We start from the raw sequence: 21,509 nt of genomic DNA, 5'->3' as shown, positions 1-21,509 counted from the left end.
TGTGAAAGGATAACGAACGAGAGGCATGGTTCTAGTCCATATGGATGAACTTATAGGCATGCATATGCTCGATAAAAGCCTCCTCAACCGCATCCCCGTCCCCTGTCTGGAGGACGGTGATCAGCCGCCGATGCCACTCGGCCAGCAAATCCGTCGTGTGATGACGATTGGAGATGGCCATAAAGCGCATCACCTTCGTCCTCATTTGGTTCCAGAGCTCCAGAATAGCCTGATTGTCGCAGCGTTTGTAGAAAAATCCGTGAAAATCCATATCCAGCTCGAGGATACCCAGCGTGTCATCGCGCTCGACGGCTTCCTCCATCGACCGGATAATCATTTCCAATTGCTCGTAATCATCCTCCGACAAAGTTGGCATAGACGTTCGCACGGCGTAACCCTCAATAATTTCGCGAAGCACGAAAATATCTCTGATCTCCTTCGACGTAATATTGGAAACGACCGACCCTTTATTCGGAATGCCGTTAATTAATCCTTCCTGCTTCATCCTCTCCAACGCTTCGCGCACAGGCGCCTGACTGACCTGAAATTTACCCGCGATGTCCAGCACGATGAGCCGTGTTCCCGGCTGCAGCTCGCCTGCGATAATTTCCCGCTTAAGCGTCAAATAAATCTGTTCGCTGATGGAATTCCCCAAAGGGATGTAACTGCTGTTTGACATGACTCTCAGTCTCCATTCGCCGATCATCCATGACCGCAGATTTGACCAACACGTACGAAACGGCAGTCAGGTAACCGTTTTCAAAACGGTCGGTCGATAGGTTCGCTGACTTACGTTCCATCATCCCTCCCGCTATTATCGATTATCGATAATTTGTTTCCATCATTATATGGGGGCCAGATGCCTTCTGACAACGGAGAATTTTGACGAAAAGGGTTTGATTTTTTATGATCTTTTCGCGTATATCGACAATCCGTTTCCGTGGGGCTTCCATCCCTGCCCCTTCCCGCCGCAAGCCCTATCCGCCATGCACCCTATTTTCGGTGTAACCCGTATAGTTCGTCCTACCTATTCAGAAAAAAAACAGGAAATGAATGGTTCTTCCTTTCATTTTTTCAGAATAAAATGCCGGTTTATGAAATAAAGATATGAAAATATCGGGGGTACTTGTCGAAATATAGAATAGGAACTAAAACCGGTCGGAATCCTTTCCGCTCAGGCATGCCGTCCGCCGAAACGGATGAATCCATTCAAATATATTACATACCTATTGACGGATTCTCACGGATCGGCACATACGGCCCGCCCGGAGCTGCTCTTTTAAGCGCTGCGCCTGTTCACACAGGTGCTGCCGGAACTTTAGACCTATATCGACTGCAGGGGGAATCTCGTTTGAACAAGCTACTCAAGCAAATATCCGGGCTTTTCAACATTAAAAAGCTCAGAAGCAGACTGATGCTCTTCATCTGTCTGATGCTCATTATCCCGACCGTTGTGCTTGCCGTCTTCGCCGTGAACAGCGCCAAAGCACAGCTTCAGGACAAAATGGAGGACACTACGAAATCAAGCGTCATGCTGCTCGACAAACTGATCAACACGATGGTTGAAATGCAGCTGTCCAACGTGAAACAGCTCAGCAATCAGATTACGTATGCCGACATCGAAAACCACTCGGTGGAGACCCGAATCCTGATTGACGATTTTAAAGCGCAGCATCCGGAAATCGAAATCGTCTCGATCGGCACCGACAACGGGTCCTGGATGAAATCTCCTGACCCCGGCCAGCAGCAGTTCGATCCACGGACCCGCAACTGGTACAAGCTGGCCATGAACAACAAGGGGCAGGCCGTTGTCGACGATCCGGCGATTTCGGCCACGACGAAAAACTATGCGGTCGCCATTTCCAAAACGCTGCCTGACGGCAAAGGGGTTATCAACATCAGCCTGAGCATCGGGAACATCAACAACATCGTGAAGCAGGTTCACCTTGGCAACGAGGGCTACATCTACTTAGTGGACCGCAATGGCCTGCTGATGTCGCACCCGACCGAGAAGGTGGGTGCCAAGTTTGTCGGCGACCAGCTCAAAACGATGCAGGGTAAAAATGAAGGGCTGCTCGACTACACCAATCCGATCAATGGCGTTGGCCAGCGCGGCTATTTCGTGACCAACGAGCTGACCGGCTTCAAAATCGTCGGCATCCTTCCGGAGAGCGAATATACGAAAGCGACGACGCCAATCTTCTGGACATCGGCTATCGTTCTTGTGATCGCCGTTATTGCCGCGCTGATCGTGATGTTCTTCATCATCCGCAGCATGACGCGTCCGATCGAGCAGCTGAACCGTTCGGCGAAGCGCGTGAGCGAAGGGTATTTGAACGATCGCGTCGTGACGAAGCGGCGAGACGAAATCGGAGACCTGGCGCATAACTACAACGCCATGGTCGACTCGCTGCGCCGGATGGTACTGGACATGTCGGAAACCTCCAGCCAGCTGGCGGCCTCGAGCGAAGAGCTGACCGCCAGTACGGAGCAGAACGCGCAGAGCGTCGAATTCGTCTCCAATCTGATGACGGATTCAGCTCAGGAGGCCAACAACCAGGCCATCGCCGCGCAGGAAAGCGCGCGCACGATGGAGGAAATGGCCAGCGGTATCCAGCGTATTGCCGAATCGGCCAGCACCATCGTCGATTCGTCGAACCGTACGGAAGAAGACGTGCACGCCGGCAGCCGGAAGGTTCAGCTGGTCAGCACGCAAATGGACACGATCAAGAAGTCCACGCACGAGTCTGCTGCGCTGATCGAGAAGCTGAACGACCACAGCGCAAGCATCGCCGCGATGAGCACGGCGATCTCTGAAGTGGCTAAGCAGACCAACCTGCTCTCCCTGAACGCCGCTATCGAAGCGGCGCGGGCCGGCGAGCATGGACGCGGCTTCGCCGTCGTCGCCGAGGAAGTCCGCAAGCTGGCGGATCAGTCGAACCTCACGGCGGAGGAAATCCAGCACACGATCCAGGAGATGACGATGCTGATCACTGACGCGTATAACGTGATGCGTCATAAAGTGCAGTCCGATGTGGATCAGGGGATGGAAGTTACGGCAGAGGCGCTCGAAGCTTTTGCCAATATCGAAAAATCCGCCAAGCAGATTACCGACCAGATCCAGGACATTTCCGCCGTCACCGAGCAGATGTCCGCGAGCAGCGAAGAAGTGTCCGCCTCCGTGCAGGAAGTGGCCAGCATTTCGCGCAACACGGTCGCATCGTTCGAGCGCGTAAGCGCCGCAAACCAGGAGCAGCTGGCGTCCATGGAAGAAATCTCCTCTTCGGCGAACAGCCTGTCGAAGATGGCGGTGGATATGCAGGAGAAAATCGACCGCTTCAAGCTGGAGGGCTGATGGGGGTGGCAGCAGCCCGCTTGATTTCCCGGCCCCCGGGGGTATAAGAAATGTTAAAAAGCGTACCGTACGGTTTAAGTCCGTGCGGTACGCTTTTTGGTGTTTATTATGGGTGTGTCCCCGTCGGTATGCCTTTTAGTGCTTGCAGGGTGATGTGTTTCCCCACTAACCTCAGCGGTTCCATGGAGAGATTCCCTGCTTAGTTTCCAGCGGGCCCTCTGGCTTAATGCCCAAAGCGGCGGCTCAGCACATGATGCGGGTTTTGCAGGAACGGGCTGCGCGTATTTTTGAGCGTTTCAATGCGCTCAAGCGCAAGCCGGTCCGCGGCGGCATACGTCGGGATGCCGGCTTCCCGGGAGATGTCGAAGATGCGGGAGATGCTGTTATAGATCCCGCTGATTTGCTTCCAGGCGCGGTCCTTGTTATAGCCGTTCAGCTCGTCGGCAATATTGATGACGCCGCCGGCGTTAATGACGTAATCCGGCGCGTAGACGATGCCCAGCTCGTGAATCAGGTCTCCGTGCCGGGCTTCCTTCAGCTGGTTATTGGCCGAGCCGGCAATAACCTTTGCCTTCAGCTTCGGAATACTCTCATCATTGATGATGGCGCCCAGCGCACAGGGGGAGAAAATATCGCAATCAACGCCGACAATATCCCCCGGCGCCACCGCAGTGGCGTTATACTTCTCCACCGCGCGGCTGACCGCCTCCTCGTTGATATCCGTCACGATCAGCCGGGCTCCCTCCTGATGCAAATACTCGCACAGGTGGAAAGCCACGCTGCCGACGCCCTGCACCGCAATCGTCCGGCCTTCCAGCGAATCGGAACCGAAGGCTTCCTTGGCGGCGGCCTTCATGCCTTGATATACGCCGTAGGCCGTCGCCGGCGACGGATTGCCGGACGAGCCGTAGGTCGGGGAGATCCCGGTCACATAATCCGTCTCCTGATGAATGATATCCATGTCGGCCACCGTTGTGCCGACATCCTCTGCCGTAATATAGCGGCCGTTCAATCCTTGTATGTATCTTCCGAAAGCCCGGAACATCGCTTCGTTCTTGTCCTTTTTCGGATCGCCGATGATGACGGTCTTGCCTCCGCCCAGGTTCAGGCCTGAAATGGCGTTCTTATAGGTCATGCCCTTAGCCAGGCGCAATGCGTCTTCGATTGCGGCTTCCTCGGAAGCGTAAGTCCACATCCGGGTCCCGCCCAGTGCCGGCCCGAGCGTCGTATCGTGAATCGCAATGATCGCTTTGAGTCCGGATGACTTGTCCTGACAAAAAAGCAACTGCTCATAATCGTACTGTTCCATTGCGCTAAACAGTTCCATATCGGTGTTCCCTCCATTGTGCTTCATGCCTCATGCTACTCACGCTTATAAGCGTAACAGGATCATTATAGTAATGATTTGACTTGAAAGTAAAGTTTTCACCCGTGTTATCCGACTTTCCAGGCTTTACCCGACTAGGTGCGAATGAATACAAAAAAGACGGCTGACGCCGTCTTAAAATGCTTTGTCCCTGCTTCTCACGCTTTCGTCTGCAACCCCCAACCCGCGGGATACGATGCGCCGAGCGATACCGGCAGGCTCCCTTTGAAAGGGATAGCGCCGGCGATGGCTTTGGCGGTGCTCACAAGCGCCAGCGGACGGCTCTCGTACGCCGCAACCAGCGCAGACGCTTCCGGAAAACACATCAGGTCGTACGGATTGCGGAGCGCGGCCACCACGACCGGTTTGCCAAGCGCGAGCAAATCCTGGACCAGCTTGATCTGCGCCGGGTCAAACTGCGCATTGTACGTGCCCACGACGATCTGCCGCACCTCCCCGCCTTCGGCTTCCTCCATAAGGCGGCCCGCCTGTTCCGCCACTTCGGCCAGCGGCACCTGACGGTCGCTCACGTCGATCCCCTCTGCGGCCAGGGCGCTGCCCAGGCTTTCCGTCCTCGCGATCGCTTCGTCGGCGATCGTCAGCGCGGCAGCCGCGACCGAGATGACCAGCGTGCGCTCCCGTTTCAGCGGCAGGATGCCATCCCTTGCTTGCACCAGCGTAATACTTGCCTCGCTGATCCGTCGGGCCAGATCCATGTGGGCTTCGCTCCCGGGGAGCTTGTCCCGCAGTCCGGGCGCTGCCTGTTTGCCACTCTGGGCCAGCTCGTCCTGCAGCCCATGCGAGTCTTCGACAACCTGCCCTTCCAGCTCCGACCGCAGCGTCCCCAGCTCCGCCGGGCTCCCGAGCAGTCCGCGCTTCGCCTTCAGCGCAAGCAGCCTCCGCACGGAGGCGTCGATCCGGCTCTCCGCGATCCGGCCGGAGCGGACCGCCTGCTCTAGCGCCTCCATCGCCTCCACCTGCAGCTGCGGGGTCTGGCTGATCAGGACGGTGTCCGCTCCCGCTTCGACCGCCATCACCGCAGCCTTGACGGTGCCGTAATGCTCGGCGATCGCTTTCATTTCCATGCAGTCGGTCATGACGACGCCATCGTAGCCGAGCTCCTCGCGCAGCAGGCCGGTCAGCACGGCATGCGACAGCGTTACCGGCAGCTTGGACGGCTCTAGCGCCGGAAAATAAATATGCGCCGACATGACCGCGTCGATGCCTTCGGCGATCGCCTTTTTGAACGGAACGAGCTCCACCTCATCCATCCGCTCCCGGTCGTGTGTAATCGTCGGCAGGTCCAGATGGGAGTCCACGGCGGTATCCCCGTGTCCGGGAAAATGCTTCGCCGTGGCCGCGACGCCCGCGTCCTGCAGACCGCGGAAAGCAAGCGTCCCGTACTCCGCCACCGCTTCCGGGGACTCCCCATAGGAACGGACGCCGATGACCGGATTCAGCGGATTGTTGTTCACGTCGAGCACCGGCGCAAAGTTCAGGTTGATGCCAAGGGAACGCAGTTCCTCCCCGCTGACGCGCGCGGACTCGTACACCCAGTCCGCCGAGCCCGCGGCGGCCAGCGCCATATTTCCCGGCATCAGAGCAACGCCTTCCGTGATCCGGGCGACCATTCCGCCTTCCTGATCAATGGAAATCCACAACGGCAGCGTCCCCGACGCCGCGGCCGCCTGCTGCAGATCCCGGCTCAGCCTGCTCACCTGCTCCGTCGTCTTCACGTTGCGTGCGAAATAAATGACGCCGCCGATCTGATGCGTGCTGATGAACTGCCGCAGCTCCTCGCTGATTTCCGTCCCCCAAAAGCCGCAAACGAACATCTGCCCGATTTTTTGCCGCAGGCTCATGCTCTTGATCAGCTGATCGATCTTCCGTTCCTGATTCATCGTGATATCCCCCTAGCTCATATGCTGTATCAATTGCGCTGCTGATTCCGATCTGATTCCAATATCTGCGAAATACCATCATCGCTCCCAAATCCATGACAGCATGATTTAAAATATCGATTCTGATAGGATTCGAATCTTCAATGATCCATCACTCTGATTTCAATTTCGGTATACCGGATCCGGTTCCCCCTGCGATTCCTTCTCCCTATTCCGTCCGCTCCTGCAGCCGCTCATGCAGAAAATCGACGATATGGACGGCCTTTATGCTGCCGCTGAGGCCTTCCTTCTCGATGCCGTGCTTCATCTGCAGCAGGCAGCCGGGATTGCTGGTCAGCAGATACTGGGCCTGCGTCGCTTCCACATGCTCCATCTTGTGATCCAGAATGCTGCCGGCCATTTCCGGCTGCGTCACGTTGTAGATGCCGGCTGAGCCGCAGCAGCGATCGGCGTTTTTCATTTCGATAAACTCGGCGCCCCCCACTTGGCGCATCAAAACGCGCGGGGCGTCCGCCGATCTCATCACATTGCGCAGATGGCAGGAATCCTGGTAGGTGATTCTCACCTTCGAATCCCCTTCTGAAGCAGGTACTGCCGAAGGGACGCCGAAGTTTAAGCTTCGGCCCGCACGGACAAGCAGCTCGCTGACATCAACGACACGCCCGGCGAACCAGGCTGCATCATCCCGCCACTGCGGATCTTCATGCAGCAGATGGTCGTATTCGGTCAGGATTGCCCCGCAGCCGCCCGCATTGGAGACGATATAATCCACATTCGCCTCCTTGAAGGCACGGATATTGCTGCGGGCGAGCTCCCGCGCTCCTTCCGCCTCGCCGCTGTGCGCATGCAGGGCGCCGCAGCAGTTCTGTGCCGCCGGAATCACTACATCGAAGCCGGCCGCGGTAAGCAGATCCACGGTATGAATGTTCGTGTCCGTGAACAGCACATCCATAATGCAGCCTCTGAAGAGCGCTGCAGTTGCGATTTTCTCGCCTTTTGCCGGGTGATACGCGCCGATCTTCTCCAGCACGCCCTTGCCCGAAGCTTCGGGCAATATTTTCTCCATATCGCTGATATGCTTCGGAAACAGCTTCATGATGCCGGTGGACCGCGCTGCCTTCCGCAGCCCCGACTTCTGGTACAGCTCGAGGCCTCGGCCCACCAGCTTCATCCGCTTCTGATGCGGAAATACCGTTTTGAACGCCGCATGACGGGCAGCCTTCACCAGCGGTTTATGCTGCTTGTGATCCTCGATCGCGTCCCTTGCCTGTTCAATAAGCTGCCCGTATTTGACGCCCGCCGGACAGGCCGGCTCGCAGGCGCGGCAGCCGAGGCAGTGGTTCATCTGCTCCTCGAACGCCCCATCCGGCTCCATAATGCCATCTGCAACGGCCTTCATCAGGGCGATCCGGCCCCGCGGCGACTCGGCCTCGATGCCCGTCTCGGCAAAGGTTGGACACGCCGGAAGGCAGAAGCCGCAGCGCATGCAGTTGGTCAGCTGGTCCTCATCGAGGCGCAGCCGGAGCGTCTCGGCGAGCGGATTCGCCCGCTCCTTCACGTTCACCGTGTTACCCACGATCGATCACCACCCGTTTTCTTGTTTCTTTTGCGAACATTTTCCCCGGATTCAGCAGGTTTTGCGGATCAAAGGACTGCTTGATCGCCTTCATGACCTCCATCCCCGCTGCCCCGACTTTCCATTCGAGGAACGGCGATTTCACCAATCCGACCCCATGCTCGCCGGTAATCGTTCCCCCGAGCCGGATCGCTGCTTCGAAGATTTCCTCGAACGCTTCGTCCACCCGGTGAATTTCCTCCTGATTGCGCGCATCGGTCGTTGCCGTCGGATGAAGGTTGCCGTCTCCCGCATGGCCGAAGGTGCAGATCTGGACGTCGTATTTCTTCGCGATGCGGTTGATCTCAAGCACCATATCCGCGATCTTGGAACGCGGTACCGTCGCGTCCTCGAGAATCGTCGTCGGCTTCAGTCTTGCCAGCGCGGTAAACGCGCTGCGCCGGGCGGTCAGCAGCTTCTCGGCCTCCTCCGCGCTCGCCGCGATGCTCACCTGATCGGCCTGCTCGCTGCGGCAGATGTCCGTGATAAGCGCAATATCCCGCTCCACGGTTTCCATGTCGCCGTCCTGTTCGATCAGCAGGATCGCTTCCATGTCGAGCGGCAGCCCCAGCTTCGCATAATCGTCCACGACCCGGATCGTGGAGCGGTCGAGAATTTCCAGGGTAGCCGGGATGATCCGGTTCTCGATGATTTTGGATACCGTGCGGGCCGCGCCGTACAAATCCTTATACATCGCCAGCATCGTCTTCTTGTACTTCGGCGGCGGAATCAGCTTCAGCGTCGCCTCCGTGATGATGGCCAGCGTGCCTTCCGAACCGACCAGCAGCTTCGTCAGATCGTAACCGGCCACATCCTTCATCAGCTTGCCGCCGGTTCGAATGATGTCGCCGCTCGCCAAGACCGCCTCTAGCCCGATCACGTAATCTTTGGTCGTTCCGTATTTCAGCCCGCGCAGGCCGCCCGAGCATTCAGCGATATTGCCGCCGAGTGTCGAGATCGACATGCTGCTCGGGTCCGGCGGGTAAAACAGGCCGAGCTCCTCCACATGCGTAATAAACTGTTTCGTATTTAGCCCAGGCTGAACGATTGCCGTTAAATTTTCCATATCGATCTCGAGGATCCGGTTCATCCGGTGCATGACCATGACGACGCCGCCTTGAACGGGCACCGTGCCGCCGCACAGGTTCGTTCCCGAACCCCGGCCGACGACAGGGATTTTATGCCGGCTCAGCACCTTCATCACTTCGGAGACCTGGCCGGTATTTTCCGGGTATACAACCGCATCCGGCAGCGACTGCAGCATCGGTGTGCCGTCATACGAATGCGTGACCAGCGACTGGGGATCATCCTTTACATAAGAGCTGCCCAAAATGGCGACAAGCTCGCGTTTTACGTCTTCCTGCAGCAAGGAAAACACTCCTTTACATTCCATAATCGATATCAGTGTGAATAAATTAGTCAGGTCATCTGATGACTTTTATTGTGATCAAGTATACACTAAAATAAATGAATCTATATAGATTGAATTCAAGAAAGTCACATTTTAGACACAATTTATTCCCCGTAGGCCAAGGAATGACTAGTAAAAACTTAAACGGAGGGACGCTTGAACGATGAATCCGCAGCGGCCGTTGAAACAATATGAGTGGGTAATGAATGATTTGAAGCGGCAGATGGACGAGGGCTCGCTTCAGCCGGGGGACCGCCTCTCCTCGGTCGTTGACCTGGCGCTCCAGTACAATGTGGGCAGATCGACCATCCGCGAGGCGCTCAGCGCTCTGAAAGCGATGGGGCTGCTGGATATCCGCCAGGGCGGAGGGACGTTTGTGCGTACACCGCCCGCCGATCCGCTGCCGGTACATCCCGGACAGCTCTACGCGGACTTGTGGGAGGGACGTGCGGCTTCGCTGCGCCATCTGCTTGAGGTCCGGCGCGTGCTGGAGACCGGCTGCGCCTCCGTTGCCGCATCGAACCGCAGTGAGGCGGATCTGGCGGCTTTTGAGGAAATACTGCGCGAAATGGAGAACGCCGCCGATGAGCAGATCAGCGAGCAGGCGGACGTGAAATTCCATCAGCAAATCGCCGCGGCAACGCACAATCCGCTGCTGCTGGATTTGATGGAGTCGTTATCGAACAAGCTGCATGAAAACATGAAGGATATGCGCGCCTTGTGGTTCTATGCCGAGCGCTCCTCCGCCGAGCGGCTGCTGCAGGAGCATGCGTCCATCTATGAGGCGATCCGGACCCAGGATGCCAAGGAGGCCCTGGCCCGGATGGAGGCCCATATCACCAAAGTGGAGCAGGTGCTCAGTGAAAAAGGCGCGGGCGACCAGCCGCTTTGACCTCCAGGCTTAAGCCTGAGCCGCAGAGGCGAAAGCGCGATGCCGCTGCCAAAGAAGCAAGCCCGATTTAGCGTCCGCCCTTGCCTCCTGCCCACCCGCGTTTCAATTTACCCGGCATAGGCAGCACGCCATGTTAATTTCCTCGCCGCCCGCTGTACCTTTTTAAAAATACTTCCAGCTTCCTTTTATTCGTATAGACGAGAATCAGCAGATTTACGAGCCATATGCACAAATATGGTCCCGGGAAGCCCCGGGCGATCAGATAGACGGAGACGAGCATGAAGCCGGCCACCACCTGGAAGCCGCTCGCTTCCGTGGATAAGGGCCGCCGGCTCATCAGCTTGGAGGCGATCAGCAGCAGCGCCAAAATGACGGCCAGCGCCAGCGATACCTCAAACCGGGTCAAGGCGCTCCATACCCCAAAGGTGACGGCGATCGCCTTGCCTCCCTTGAACTTCAGGAACGGCGAGAAGGCATGCCCCGCAACCGGGGCCGCGGCGACAGCCACCATGCCATACCCGTGCACGGTGCCGCTGCCGGCGATCCATACCAGGGGCACATATCCCTTCAAAAAGTCCAGCGCCACCCCCGCCAGACCCAGCTTATACCCCGCAGCGCTCCAGAGGTTGAACGCACCCGGGTTCCCGTCTCCCACCGCCTTCAAATCCTTGTGCGCCGCCCGGCCCAGCCAATACGAGAACATCAGCGAGCCGCACAGAAATTCCACAGCCGTCAGCAGCAGGATCATCATGGTTCCCTATGCCCCCCAACATCCACGGCCCTGTCCTTCCACATGACATGCCCCAGAAACATGACCTGGTAAGCGGAATACAGCATCACCACCAGGAAAAAGATCGTGGATAAAATATGAAGAACAGGCATCACGAGGCCGAATTTGCCGACATTTTTGATCAGATAGCCGATGTGTGCCATGTACAGCAAGTAGCCCGCGAGCAAGGGAATTCCCCATGGCGTGTTCCATAGAAAGAACGCCCCTGCGGAGCAGACCAATCCGATAAACCAGAGCGCAATCAGTACGATCGTCCATGGACTCAGCTTGGCCGTGCTCAGCACCGCCCCTTTGCCGAATCCCTGCAGCTCGCTCTTAATACCGTGCGGGTACATGCGGAACGATACCATCCCCCGGCCGATAAAATTCGTTACACCGATCCCGGCTTCCATGTACTTGGCGCCCAGGTTTAAATCATCCAGTATTTCCGATCGGATACTGCTGTGGCCGCCGACTTGCTCATAATCTTGCCTTGTTGTCAAAATGCAGGAGCCGTAAAGTCCTTTTCGGAGATTGCGGCGTTCAAAAGGGGAGGTAAACGCAAATACGCCCAAAATATTCGGAATGAGTGCAAGGCGTTCGTAAAATTTCTCGGTGTGGTGAAAGGGGACGACGGAAATGACGCCACCGGTACGGGAGCGAAGCTGCAGAAGCGAATCCAGCGCATGCGGTGACAAGCGGATGTCGGCATCCAGAAAAACGAACGTATCCCCGGAGGCATGAAGGTAGCCGTTCCACACGGCCCATGTTTTTCCCGTCCATTCGGGAGGAAGCGGCGGATTCTGCACGATGGTCACCCCGAAGCCCGCGGCGACGTCCCGGGTCCGGTCCTGCGAGCCGTCGTCGACGACAATGATCTCATGCGGCTGCAAGCTTTGAGCCCGGAGCGATTCCAGGAGAAAAGCCAGATTCTTCTCCTCATTCCGTGCCGGAATGATCACGGAGAGCTTAGCCCCCGCCTGCCGCCCTGCGCCAACGCTGCGAGGGACCTGATTTTTGCGGAACAACACAATCCCGGAAAGGATGCCGATAACAAATAACAGGTAAAGAAACAGGTAAAGCCCCATAGCCAACAACCCCATCTCTCTAAAGTAGCTGGAACCTTGGAAGGTTAGAGCCTTTCGTGCGTCTGACGGATCTGTCATGAAGCGTTATCGCTGAATGATGCAACCATAGTGTAGCCGAGCATTTCTCCCTTTTCAATACATTATATTCCAGCCCCTTGGCCAAGGATTCGCGGATTGTACCATCCCTTCTGAAAACTTTCTGGCCCCTTCGGGCCATGCTGCGCAGCAGAACGCCTTTTATGATAAAATAATCTTATTACTCCCAGTACAGGGCGGCGGCAAGGAGGCATAATCCATGAATATCAGCAGCCGGTTTTCCGTGGCTATTCATATCCTTTCGATTCTGGAAGTCAACAAGACGGGTACCAATACGTCTGATTTTATAGCTTCAAGCGTCAACACGAACCCGGTCGTGATCCGGAGAATTACAGGCATGCTCAGCAAGGCGGGATTGGTCGAAGTGAAGCCGGGGGTCCCCGGTGCCAAGCTGGCCAAGGATCCTAGTGATATAACGCTGCTGGACATTTATAATGCGGTTAACGTCGTGGAGGAGAACGGCCTGTTCGGCGTCCATGATTCTCCCAATCCGGATTGCACGGTGGGCCGCAACATCCAGGGGGTGATCGTCCCGTTGTTCACCAGCGCCCAGAAAGCGATGGAGAACGTGCTCGCTGCCGTTAAGCTCCAGGACATCATCCAAGACATCGAAGCGCTTGAAATGTAACACACGCCCCGACTCCCGACCCGGAAGAGGGGCGTGTTCTTTTCGTATTGAAGGTTTGCCGTCCTTTTTGATTTGACATTCGCCCAACATGTAACTACAATAGTTACAGGTAAGACATGATAACCAGGAGGGAACTTTTTTATGAATATTGGAGTTATTGGAGCCAGCGGCAAGGCTGGACGCCTTATTGTAGAGGAAGCGTTGAACCGCGGACACCAGGTAACGGCGATCGTTCGTGATGCAGGCCGCGTTACGGGGAACGTCAGCGTTCTGGAGAAAGATTTGTTTGACCTGACGGCTGAAGATGTGAAGCCGTTTGATGTTGTCGTCAACGCCTTCGGCGCCAAGCCCGGGGACGAGCATCTTCACGTCGAAGCCGGAAGATCGCTGATTTCCGCCCTGAAGGAAGCACCGTCGACCCGGCTCATCGTCGTGGGAGGCGCAGGCAGCCTGTTTGTCGACGAAGCACAGACCACCCGCGTCATGGATACGCCAGATTTTCCGAAGGAATACTTCGCTACGGCATCCAATCAGGGCAAAAACCTCGAGGATCTGCAGCAGTCCAGCGGGATTCAGTGGACCTTTATCAGTCCGTCGGCCTTTTTTGATCCCGAAGGGGCAAGAACCGGCTCCTACCAGGCCGGAAAGGACCAGCTTCTTGTCAACTCAGCCGGCAGCAGCTATATCAGCTACGCGGACTACGCGATTGCCGTCCTTGATGAAATCGAGCATCCGCAGCATCAGAACGAACGGTTCACCGTTGTGGGCGAAGCCAAATAAATAGATGTATTGACAAAAGAGACGATCCCCTTTCTTGGGACCGTCTCTTTTACTTACCGGAAAAGGCAGTTTCACGCTTATTTCGATCCCATCATCGAAGGAGCGGCCTTCCAGCTCATCTCCTCCAAAAGGGCGCGAACCCGTTCCAACATCATGTCCACATGCTCGGCGTGCATATCTTTGAGAAGCGACATATTTTCCGGCTCGGCAATATAGCTGAGCGTGTTCAGGAACAGCTCCGTCTCCAAATCGATTAACGCGATTTCCCGTGCCCAGCCAATTAAATCCTCGTAGGGCATGCAATCCGGAGGGACATCGAGCCTAAGATGCAAAGCGATCTCCTTCAGCTTGGTTTTCGCCGCCATATGGGCGAGAATCAGTGCCGGCTGCAGCTGTCCCTCGTCTTTGAGCAGGATCGCCAGATTCATATGACTCCTGGATAATTCACTCCAAATTCGGGTCTTGGCGGACTGGAGGGAATCCCCATCCGCGTTAAGTTCCCTTTCTTTAACCAGGCTCGAGTTTGTTGTGTATGGACTCATTCCCATTCATACCTCCCTTGGAGCAGCACTTCTGCAGGAACTGAAGCCGGTATGGCTTGCCGGCGCGAAGTAAGGGGGTGCATACTCATCTTGAGTGTCGGCATATAGACTGCCGAAAGTGCTTGCCGCCTGCGGCTTCTTGTATCGCTCATCCAAGACGGGAACGTTCCCATCTTGACCGCTGCGGGCTTTAGGCTTGATAACTGCTGGCACTCCTTGTTGTATATTTCGGTTTTTTCTGCATCAAAATGAAGGGTTTTCCATATTAAATAGCTTTCTCCAACAATTAGTGTAGTATTGGGGATTCGCCATGGCAAAGTGGCCCTCCCGCTTCCTGCTTCCTCCCTATTTTTTTCATCACGGCTCCAGGTACGGTGCTATAATGAAGAGGTTGGTTTCAAATACATCATGACAATGATCTCGAAAAAGGAAGCTGAGCTATGATTGGAGACATACTTTTGGAAGTGGTGCTGCCCGTCTTTGTGCTGATTGGAATCGGTTCATGGATGCAGCGCGTGTTCCGCCTGGATTTGTACACACTGGCCAAAATCAATTTTTACTGCATAACCCCTGCCGCCGTCTTTATGAGCATGTATCATTCGGATATGTCGGGCGAGCTGCTCGGGAATGTGACACTCTTTTACGCATTATATGTATTCATTCTATACGTGATAGGGACCTTGGTCTCCCGCCCGCTGAAATTCACCAAAAGCATGCGCGCCGCGTTCAACAACAGCATCATGCTGGACAACTCGGGCAACTACGGGATGCCGATCAATGCCCTGGTGTTCAAGGGGGACCCCCTCGCCAGCTCCATGCAGGCGCTGATCATGTCGCTGCAGAGCCTCCTGACGTTCACTTATGGAGTCATATCGATCCAGGGCGCCAAGCTGAAAGGCAATTACCGCAGCATGATTATCGGTTTTCTGAAAATGCCGGTCCCGTATGCGCTCGTGCTCGGAATCGTGCTGCATGCTGTGCATGCCCCGCTGCCCCTGTTCGTATCGCAGCCGCTCACCTATGCCCAGCAGTCGATGGTGGCCGTCGCCCTGCTGACGCTGGGAGCCCAGATCGTCAAGTATCCGCTCAAACTGTACCGTGTGGACGTATATATCAGCCTGTTCCTCCGCCTCATCATCGGCCCGGTCATCGGCGTAACACTCGTGTTTGCGCTTGGAATGAAGGGGATTCCGGCCCAGGCGCTGCTCATCGCATCCGGCATGCCGACCGGGGTCAACACGTCGATTTTGGCGGAAGAGTACAACAACGAGCCCGATTTTGCGGCGCAAACCGTCCTGATTTCCACGCTGTTTAACATTATCACGATTACGGGATTGATTTCACTGGCGAAAATGTTCTGAAATAGAGGCGAAATGCCTCTATTTTTTTGTATATATCGGCCAAGTCTGCTCCTGCCCTAGCTGGAACCAAGGACGAATTGGCGCGGCGTAACGCCGAGCACCCGCTTGAAATGCCGGTGAAAATGGCTTTGGTCGCTGAAGTTAAGCACTGCCGCCACTTCGTGAACGGGAAGACCGGACAGCAGCAGCTGCTGTGACCTGCGGATCCGCTCCCGGATCATATACTGGTGCGGCGGCAGGCCTGTGGTCTGCTTAAACAGCCTTACCAGATGGGACGAGCTGATATGAGCGGCTGCAGCCAGGTCTTCGAGAGAGATATCCTGGTCCAGAAACGCATCGATGTACTGCAGCGCTTGATCCAGCTGATTTTTCTCCAGCTTATGCGGGGCCGCCCGGCTCCCGGCTTTGGTGCCTGAACCGTAGCGGTCGAGCATATGGACGGTGAGCATGCGCATCAAGGAATCCGAGTAGAGCCTGCCGCCCATCCCCCCGCTCTGCTGCTCTTCGTGGAGCCAGCGGACCAGCTGGACGAGCCGTTCATCCTGCAGCCGGATCTGTGTGGCGAAATCGATCTGCCTGGCTCCTCCGGGGAGCTCCAGCTCACCGGCTACCTTTTGGACCAGGTCAGGGCTCAGGTCGAGACGGAAGAAATCCAGCTCCCTGTCCCACCGGCACAAAGACATGTCGCCTGCAGAGAATACGTTGATATGTCCTGGCCAGGCCACCCCTTCCCCGCTGTATCCGTCGGACCGCTCAAACACGCGGACCGGCTCCTTGGTACGGTGAATGACCATGAGGTGCCCCGTTAATACCGGCTCAAAGGCTTCCTGCGGGGGGACTTGCTCCAGACTGGACAACGTATACTCCGGCTTCTCCACGATCCTGTTTTCACCCTTTCCCACTGTTGGCCGTAGCGGCAATGCGTTCTCCTCCCTACCGCTTGGATGCAAATGAAACGCTTTTTTTTCCATTCTAAACGCTGCTTCCTTCCCTGACAAAGGGTACTTCGGCCCAAATGAGCATTTTGTTCAAAAAAGATGATCAACCGGTTCAAGAAACCGTCCCCGGATTCCCCGTATACTTGGGTTCAAGAAGGGCACCAACCCTATAACATGAATGGAGGCGTTGAATCATGAAATATGCAAGACTCGGAAACTCGGGACTGATCGTGTCCAAACTGGCATTCGGAGCAATGACTTTTGGCACGGGAAACCTCCCGAGCGTCTATAAGGTAGGCCCATCAGCTGCCCGGCAGCTTGTGGACGAGGCGCTGGCGGCAGGCATCAATTTCTTCGATACCGCGGATGGTTATGCCGACGGGCAAAGTGAAGAAATGCTGGGGCAGCTGCTAGGATCAAGGCGGCAGGAAGTGGTTATTGCCACCAAAGGCGGCTTCCGTGCGGGACCTGCGCTTGTTCAGTCGGGCTTGTCCCGCAAGCATTTGTTTGCCGCCGCAGAGGCGAGCCTGAAACGCCTCGGCACCGATTACATCGATTTGTACATCGTTCACAAGACGGATCCCTTCACGCCGCTGGAAGAAACGCTCGAAGCGCTGAACGACTTGGTCCGGCAGGGAAAAGTCCGCTATATCGGCTTCTCCAACTGGCCGGCCTGGCTGGCGGCCAAGGCGGTGCAAATCCAGCGCGAACGGGGCTGGGCCACCTTCATTAGCGGACAGATGTATTATTCCCTGGTCGGCAGGGACGTCGAGTACGATATCCTGCCGTTCATGAAGGACGCGGGCGTCGGGCTGACGGTATGGAGCCCGCTGGCCGGCGGATTTCTAAGCGGCAAGTATTCCCGCAGCAATTTGCAGGATCCGGACGGACGGCTGAGCGGCTTTGACATCATTCCGTTCGACAAGGAATGGGGTTTTGCCGTGCTGGACCACGTTCACAGCATCGCCGATGCGCATGGCGTGACGGCTGCACAGGTATCGCTTGCCTGGCTGCTGTCCAAAGCCGGCGTCAGCAGCGTCCTGGTGGGCGCCAGCAAAATGAGCCAGCTGGAGGACAATTTGAAAGCCATCGACCTGGAGCTGACGGCTGAGGAGATGCTGCTGCTGGATCAAGCCACACAGCCGCGCCCGCTCTACCCGAATTGGTTTGCCGATTCGATGCTGGATGCGGAGCACATGAAAGCGCTGGGGTAAGTTCGTTCATATTCAGTTCATAAACATCGTGTATTTTGGTTTCATTCCAAAAAAGCAAATAGAGAAATGAGGGAGTTTGGAGTGAAATCAAATCGAAACACGCTGATTTTGATCGGACTGATGATCGGTCTGATTTTTGCGGAGCTGGACGAAACCGTCGTATCCACGGCGATGCCTACCATCATCCGCGATTTGCACGGCCTGGCGCTGTACGGCTGGGTCGCCGGCATTTATATGCTGGCTGCGACCATTTTCATGCCGATCCTCGGCAAGCTGGCCGACATTTACGGCCGGAAAGTCGTTTATTTAAGCTGCATGGCGCTCTTTATCGCAGGCTCGATCGTATGCGGCCTCGCCCCATCGATGACGGTGCTGCTTATTGGCCGGGGCATTCAGGGCATTGGAGCCGGGGGGCTCATGCCGATCGCCTTAGCCATCATCGGAGATTCGTACCCGCTGGAGAAACGCGCCAAAATCCAGAGTCTGTTCGGCCCCATGATGATCATTCCCCAGCTGCTGGGTCCGACGGTGGGCGGATATTTGGTCGGTCACGTCAACTGGCACTGGGTGTTCCTGATCAACATTCCGGTTGGCCTGATCGCCGCCCTGGTGCTCGGAATCGGCATGCGGGAATCGCGCGGAGACGAGAAGAAGCCGATCGACTGGCTTGGTTCATCGGTGCTTACCTTAAGCATGCTGTCCCTGCTAATGTCACCGGTTCTGGTCGATAACCAGGGTCTGGCCTGGTCTTCGCCAACGATTATCGGGCTGCTGGTTATCGGCGCCTTGCTGCTCGGTCTGTTTATCTGGATCGAGACGAAGGTCAAGGAGCCGATTATCCCGCTGCATTTGTTCCGTAACCGCAATGTGGTCGTGCTGTCGCTGCTGGTCTTTATTCTCATGCTGGGCCTGATGGGCGGCATCGCCACCTTCCCGTACTTTGCCCAAAATGTGATGGGGCTGACACCAACGCAATCTGGTTATCTGATGCTGGCGTTTATGGCCGGCGCCATTCCGTCAAGCATCGTTAACGGATTTTTAATCACCCGGGTTCCATACCGCAATCTGTTTATCATCTGCTTTATCCTGCCGGTCATCGGCATCTATCTGCTGACGCAGCTCGGCATTCACACCTCCGTGGTGTATATCGTCGCTTCCTTCTTTATTCTGGGCCTCGGCCTCGGCGCCCTGTTCGGCGGCGACAATCTGATCGTGCAGGAATCGGTGTCCAAGGAAAACAGCGGCATTGCGCTCGGCACCGTGCAGCTGATCCAGTCGCTCGGCACGACGATCGGCCTCAGCGTCTTCGGCAGCCTGCTTGCCAAGCATATCAAGGATGGCGTCTCCTCCATTGCCGGACAGCTTCCTGAAGGAAGCGCAGAGCACCTGGCTACGGGAGGCATCCCGGCAAATCTGGCGCCGGACTTGGTGCTGAAGGTGCAGACCGTCTTTGTGGACGCGTTCCAAAACTTGTTCGGCATCGCGTTCGTGTTTATCCTGGTCTCCTTTGTGATCACCTGGTTTTTGAAAAAGGGAGTGCTCACCAGCAAGGAAGCGGCGGCCGAGTCGGGACACAGCTGAGCCGGCTGGCCGTAGTTCTAAACTTATAAATGTGGCTGAACGCTTCTCTAGTCATGCATGGCAATCCAAAATAAATAGCGACAGTCTTGGGACAAAAAAACCCCGGACTGTCGCTATTTCATTTTCAGCTATCCGCTGTTTCTATTCCCCCGTTTTGGCAAATCGCTCGATTCTTTCGCCAATCTGATCGCGCACACGTTGAAATACGGCCCACTTCTCTTCCTCTGTACCCTGGGCTTTCGCCGGATCGTCAAATCCCCAATGCTCACGTCTGACTTGCGGTGGAGTGACGGGGCATTTGTCAGCCGCATCGCCGCAGAGGGTCACCACGAAATCAGCCTCGTTAAGGAGTGTGGAATCAATGATATCAGAGGTTTGACCGGATATATCAATCCCTGCTTCTTCCATGGCTTTGACGGCATTGGGATTGAGCCCGTGAGCTTCAATGCCCGCACTGTGCACATTCCAGTCGTCACCCAGGTATTTTTTCGCCCAGCCTTCAGCCATTTGACTCCGGCAGGAGTTGCCTGTGCACAAAAAGTAAATTGTTTTCTTGTTCATATGAGCATGTCTCCTTGGATATGAAAATTATAAAATCGCTAGCCACAAATACAGGCCCAGCAGCGTAATCAAAAGGGTAGGAATCGTCAGGATGATGCCGGTTCTAAAATACGTCCCCCAGGAGATTTTGACCCCTTTCGCGGACAGCACATGAAGCCATAGGAGTGTCGCCAGTGATCCAATCGGGGTCATCTTCGGCCCTAAGTCGGAACCGATGACATTTGCATACGCCAGAGCCTCCCTGATGGCATCGGTGGTGTGGGTGGATTGTATGGCCAGGGCATCAATCATAACGGTTGGCAAATTGTTCATTACAGATGACAGCACGGCAGATATAAAGCCCATTGAGATCGTCGCCGCAAACAATCCCTGATCAGCAGCCGATTGAATGACTTGAGCTAATAAGTCCGTCAGCCCGGCATTCCGCAAGCCATACACCACCACGTACATGCCAATGGAGAAAAAGACGATGGCCCACGGGGCCCCCTTAACCACATCCTTGACCGGAACGATTGGACTTTTTCTTGCCATAAGCAAAAAGAAGATCGCGATGACACCAGCGACGATGGATACCGGTATATTTAAAAATTCGCTCGCAAAGTATCCAACCAGCAGAATGGCAAGCACAACCCAGGATAATCTGAACATGGCAGGATCCTTGATCGCATCCTCCGGGTTCCTTAGATCGGCGGCATCAAACTTCGCGGGGATGCTCTTTCGGAAAAACAGATAGAGAACGATGATGCTGGCTCCTAGAGCAAATAAATCCGGAATGATCATATGGCCGGCGTATTCCATGAAGGAAATACCGAAGAAGTCAGCAGATACGATATTTACGAGGTTGCTGACAACCAGCGGCAGTGAGGTCGTATCTGCAATAAACCCGCTGGCGATAATGAACGGGAACACCTTCTTTTCATCGAATCTGAGCGCCCGCATCATCGCGAGAACGATCGGCGTTAAGATCAGCGCAGCACCGTCATTTGCAAAAAATGCAGCCACAACAGCACCGAGGAACGAGACATAAATAAACATCCGCAGACCGCTGCCGCGAGCGGCCCTTGCCATATGGAGCGCAGCCCACTCGAAAAATCCGATGCTGTCCAGAATAAGCGAAATAAGGATAATGGCTACAAAAGCGAGCGTAGCATTCCATACGATTTGCGTGACATCCCAAACGTCCTGGAACCGGACCACCCCAAGGAGCAGAGCAAGAACTGCGCCTCCGCAGGCTGACCACCCGATCGACAGGTTTTTGGGCTGCCAGATGACGAGAACTAATGTGATCAAAAATATGACGCAAGCCAATACAACGGTTACCATTTCAACCTCCGTGCGAACTGTCGCTGATCTTGTTTGTAAACATTCGCGAATCATTATATAACTATGTACTTATATGATCAACAGATAA

At 55.6% G+C, this 21,509-nt stretch carries 18 protein-coding genes; 7 read left to right on the top strand and 11 right to left on the bottom strand.

Annotated features, from left to right (window positions below; translation table 11 throughout):
- Positions 1-31 precede the first annotated feature (31 nt).
- Positions 32-679 (bottom strand): GntR family transcriptional regulator, encoded by a 648-nt coding sequence (locus K2F33_RS14125; RefSeq protein WP_076173642.1) that lies wholly within the window; start codon positions 677-679, stop codon positions 32-34.
- A 672-nt stretch (positions 680-1,351) separates the two neighbouring features.
- Between K2F33_RS14125 and K2F33_RS14120 the strand changes: the two genes are divergently transcribed.
- Positions 1,352-3,355 (top strand): methyl-accepting chemotaxis protein, encoded by a 2,004-nt coding sequence (locus tag K2F33_RS14120; protein WP_318672479.1) that lies wholly within the window; start codon positions 1,352-1,354, stop codon positions 3,353-3,355.
- Positions 3,356-3,578: 223 nt separating this feature from the next.
- On the opposite strand, the gene K2F33_RS14115 is transcribed toward K2F33_RS14120, so the two are convergent.
- The 4 genes from K2F33_RS14115 to K2F33_RS14100 form a co-directional block, all read right to left on the bottom strand.
- Positions 3,579-4,682: a Leu/Phe/Val dehydrogenase gene (locus K2F33_RS14115; protein ID WP_089548505.1), complete on the bottom strand. Its 1,104-nt coding sequence runs from the start codon at positions 4,680-4,682 to the stop codon at positions 3,579-3,581.
- Positions 4,683-4,879: 197 nt separating this feature from the next.
- Entirely contained in the window at positions 4,880-6,622 is a 1,743-nt protein-coding gene (gene nagZ / locus K2F33_RS14110) for a beta-N-acetylhexosaminidase (protein ID WP_263882040.1), read from the bottom strand.
- A 208-nt stretch (positions 6,623-6,830) separates the two neighbouring features.
- Positions 6,831-8,198: a (Fe-S)-binding protein gene (locus tag K2F33_RS14105; protein ID WP_412973983.1), complete on the bottom strand. Its 1,368-nt coding sequence runs from the start codon at positions 8,196-8,198 to the stop codon at positions 6,831-6,833.
- Positions 8,191-9,606: an FAD-binding oxidoreductase gene (locus K2F33_RS14100; RefSeq protein WP_076173638.1), complete on the bottom strand. Its 1,416-nt coding sequence runs from the start codon at positions 9,604-9,606 to the stop codon at positions 8,191-8,193. The genes K2F33_RS14105 and K2F33_RS14100 overlap by 8 nt, the downstream gene beginning before the upstream one ends.
- 205 nt (positions 9,607-9,811) lie before the next feature.
- Here K2F33_RS14100 and K2F33_RS14095 point away from each other — a divergent pair, with 205 nt between their 5' ends.
- On the top strand, positions 9,812-10,540 hold the full coding sequence (locus K2F33_RS14095) for a FadR/GntR family transcriptional regulator (protein ID WP_263882039.1): 729 nt from the start codon (positions 9,812-9,814) through the stop codon (positions 10,538-10,540).
- A 133-nt stretch (positions 10,541-10,673) separates the two neighbouring features.
- On the opposite strand, the gene K2F33_RS14090 is transcribed toward K2F33_RS14095, so the two are convergent.
- Positions 10,674-11,291, bottom strand: a complete 618-nt coding sequence (locus K2F33_RS14090; protein ID WP_318672476.1) for a glycerol-3-phosphate acyltransferase — start codon at positions 11,289-11,291, stop codon at positions 10,674-10,676.
- Entirely contained in the window at positions 11,288-12,397 is a 1,110-nt protein-coding gene (locus tag K2F33_RS14085) for a glycosyltransferase family 2 protein (protein WP_263882038.1), read from the bottom strand. Before K2F33_RS14085 ends, K2F33_RS14090 begins: the two co-directional genes overlap by 4 nt.
- A gap of 295 nt (positions 12,398-12,692) precedes the next feature.
- On the opposite strand from K2F33_RS14085, the gene K2F33_RS14080 reads away from it, so the two are divergent.
- Together K2F33_RS14080 and K2F33_RS14075 are read left to right on the top strand one after the other, a co-directional pair.
- Entirely contained in the window at positions 12,693-13,121 is a 429-nt protein-coding gene (locus K2F33_RS14080) for an Rrf2 family transcriptional regulator (RefSeq protein ID WP_076173635.1), read from the top strand.
- A gap of 141 nt (positions 13,122-13,262) precedes the next feature.
- The gene (locus K2F33_RS14075; RefSeq protein WP_263882037.1) at positions 13,263-13,901 is read left to right on the top strand and encodes an NAD(P)-dependent oxidoreductase; all 639 of its coding nucleotides are present in this window, start codon (positions 13,263-13,265) and stop codon (positions 13,899-13,901) included.
- A 77-nt stretch (positions 13,902-13,978) separates the two neighbouring features.
- Here K2F33_RS14075 and K2F33_RS14070 read toward each other — a convergent pair whose 3' ends face one another.
- Positions 13,979-14,443: a hypothetical protein gene (locus K2F33_RS14070; protein ID WP_263882036.1), complete on the bottom strand. Its 465-nt coding sequence runs from the start codon at positions 14,441-14,443 to the stop codon at positions 13,979-13,981.
- Between the two features lie 440 nt (positions 14,444-14,883).
- On the opposite strand from K2F33_RS14070, the gene K2F33_RS14065 reads away from it, so the two are divergent.
- Positions 14,884-15,804, top strand: coding sequence for an AEC family transporter (locus tag K2F33_RS14065; RefSeq protein ID WP_212985867.1), 921 nt, complete (start codon positions 14,884-14,886; stop codon positions 15,802-15,804).
- 56 nt (positions 15,805-15,860) lie between these two features.
- Here the strand turns inward: K2F33_RS14065 and K2F33_RS14060 are convergent, their stop codons facing one another.
- On the bottom strand, positions 15,861-16,724 hold the full coding sequence (locus K2F33_RS14060) for a helix-turn-helix transcriptional regulator (protein WP_263882035.1): 864 nt from the start codon (positions 16,722-16,724) through the stop codon (positions 15,861-15,863).
- A 212-nt stretch (positions 16,725-16,936) separates the two neighbouring features.
- Here K2F33_RS14060 and K2F33_RS14055 point away from each other — a divergent pair, with 212 nt between their 5' ends.
- Together K2F33_RS14055 and K2F33_RS14050 are read left to right on the top strand one after the other, a co-directional pair.
- On the top strand, positions 16,937-17,956 hold the full coding sequence (locus K2F33_RS14055; RefSeq protein ID WP_212985865.1) for an aldo/keto reductase: 1,020 nt from the start codon (positions 16,937-16,939) through the stop codon (positions 17,954-17,956).
- Positions 17,957-18,037: 81 nt separating this feature from the next.
- A complete protein-coding gene (locus K2F33_RS14050; protein ID WP_263882034.1) occupies positions 18,038-19,537 on the top strand; it encodes an MDR family MFS transporter in 1,500 nt (499 codons plus the stop codon).
- Positions 19,538-19,678: 141 nt separating this feature from the next.
- Here K2F33_RS14050 and arsC read toward each other — a convergent pair whose 3' ends face one another.
- A complete protein-coding gene (gene arsC, locus K2F33_RS14045; RefSeq protein WP_076173629.1) occupies positions 19,679-20,098 on the bottom strand; it encodes an arsenate reductase (thioredoxin) in 420 nt (139 codons plus the stop codon).
- 27 nt (positions 20,099-20,125) lie between these two features.
- Positions 20,126-21,421 (bottom strand): arsenic transporter, encoded by a 1,296-nt coding sequence (locus tag K2F33_RS14040; RefSeq protein WP_263882033.1) that lies wholly within the window; start codon positions 21,419-21,421, stop codon positions 20,126-20,128.
- Positions 21,422-21,509: the final 88 nt, after the last annotated feature.

This window comes from Paenibacillus sp. PSB04, from assembly GCF_025809195.1.
Taxonomy (GTDB): domain Bacteria; phylum Bacillota; class Bacilli; order Paenibacillales; family Paenibacillaceae; genus Paenibacillus_AQ; species Paenibacillus_AQ favisporus.
The sequence above is the reverse complement of the archived record's forward strand: the minus strand, read 5'-3'. Positions and strand labels throughout refer to the sequence as shown.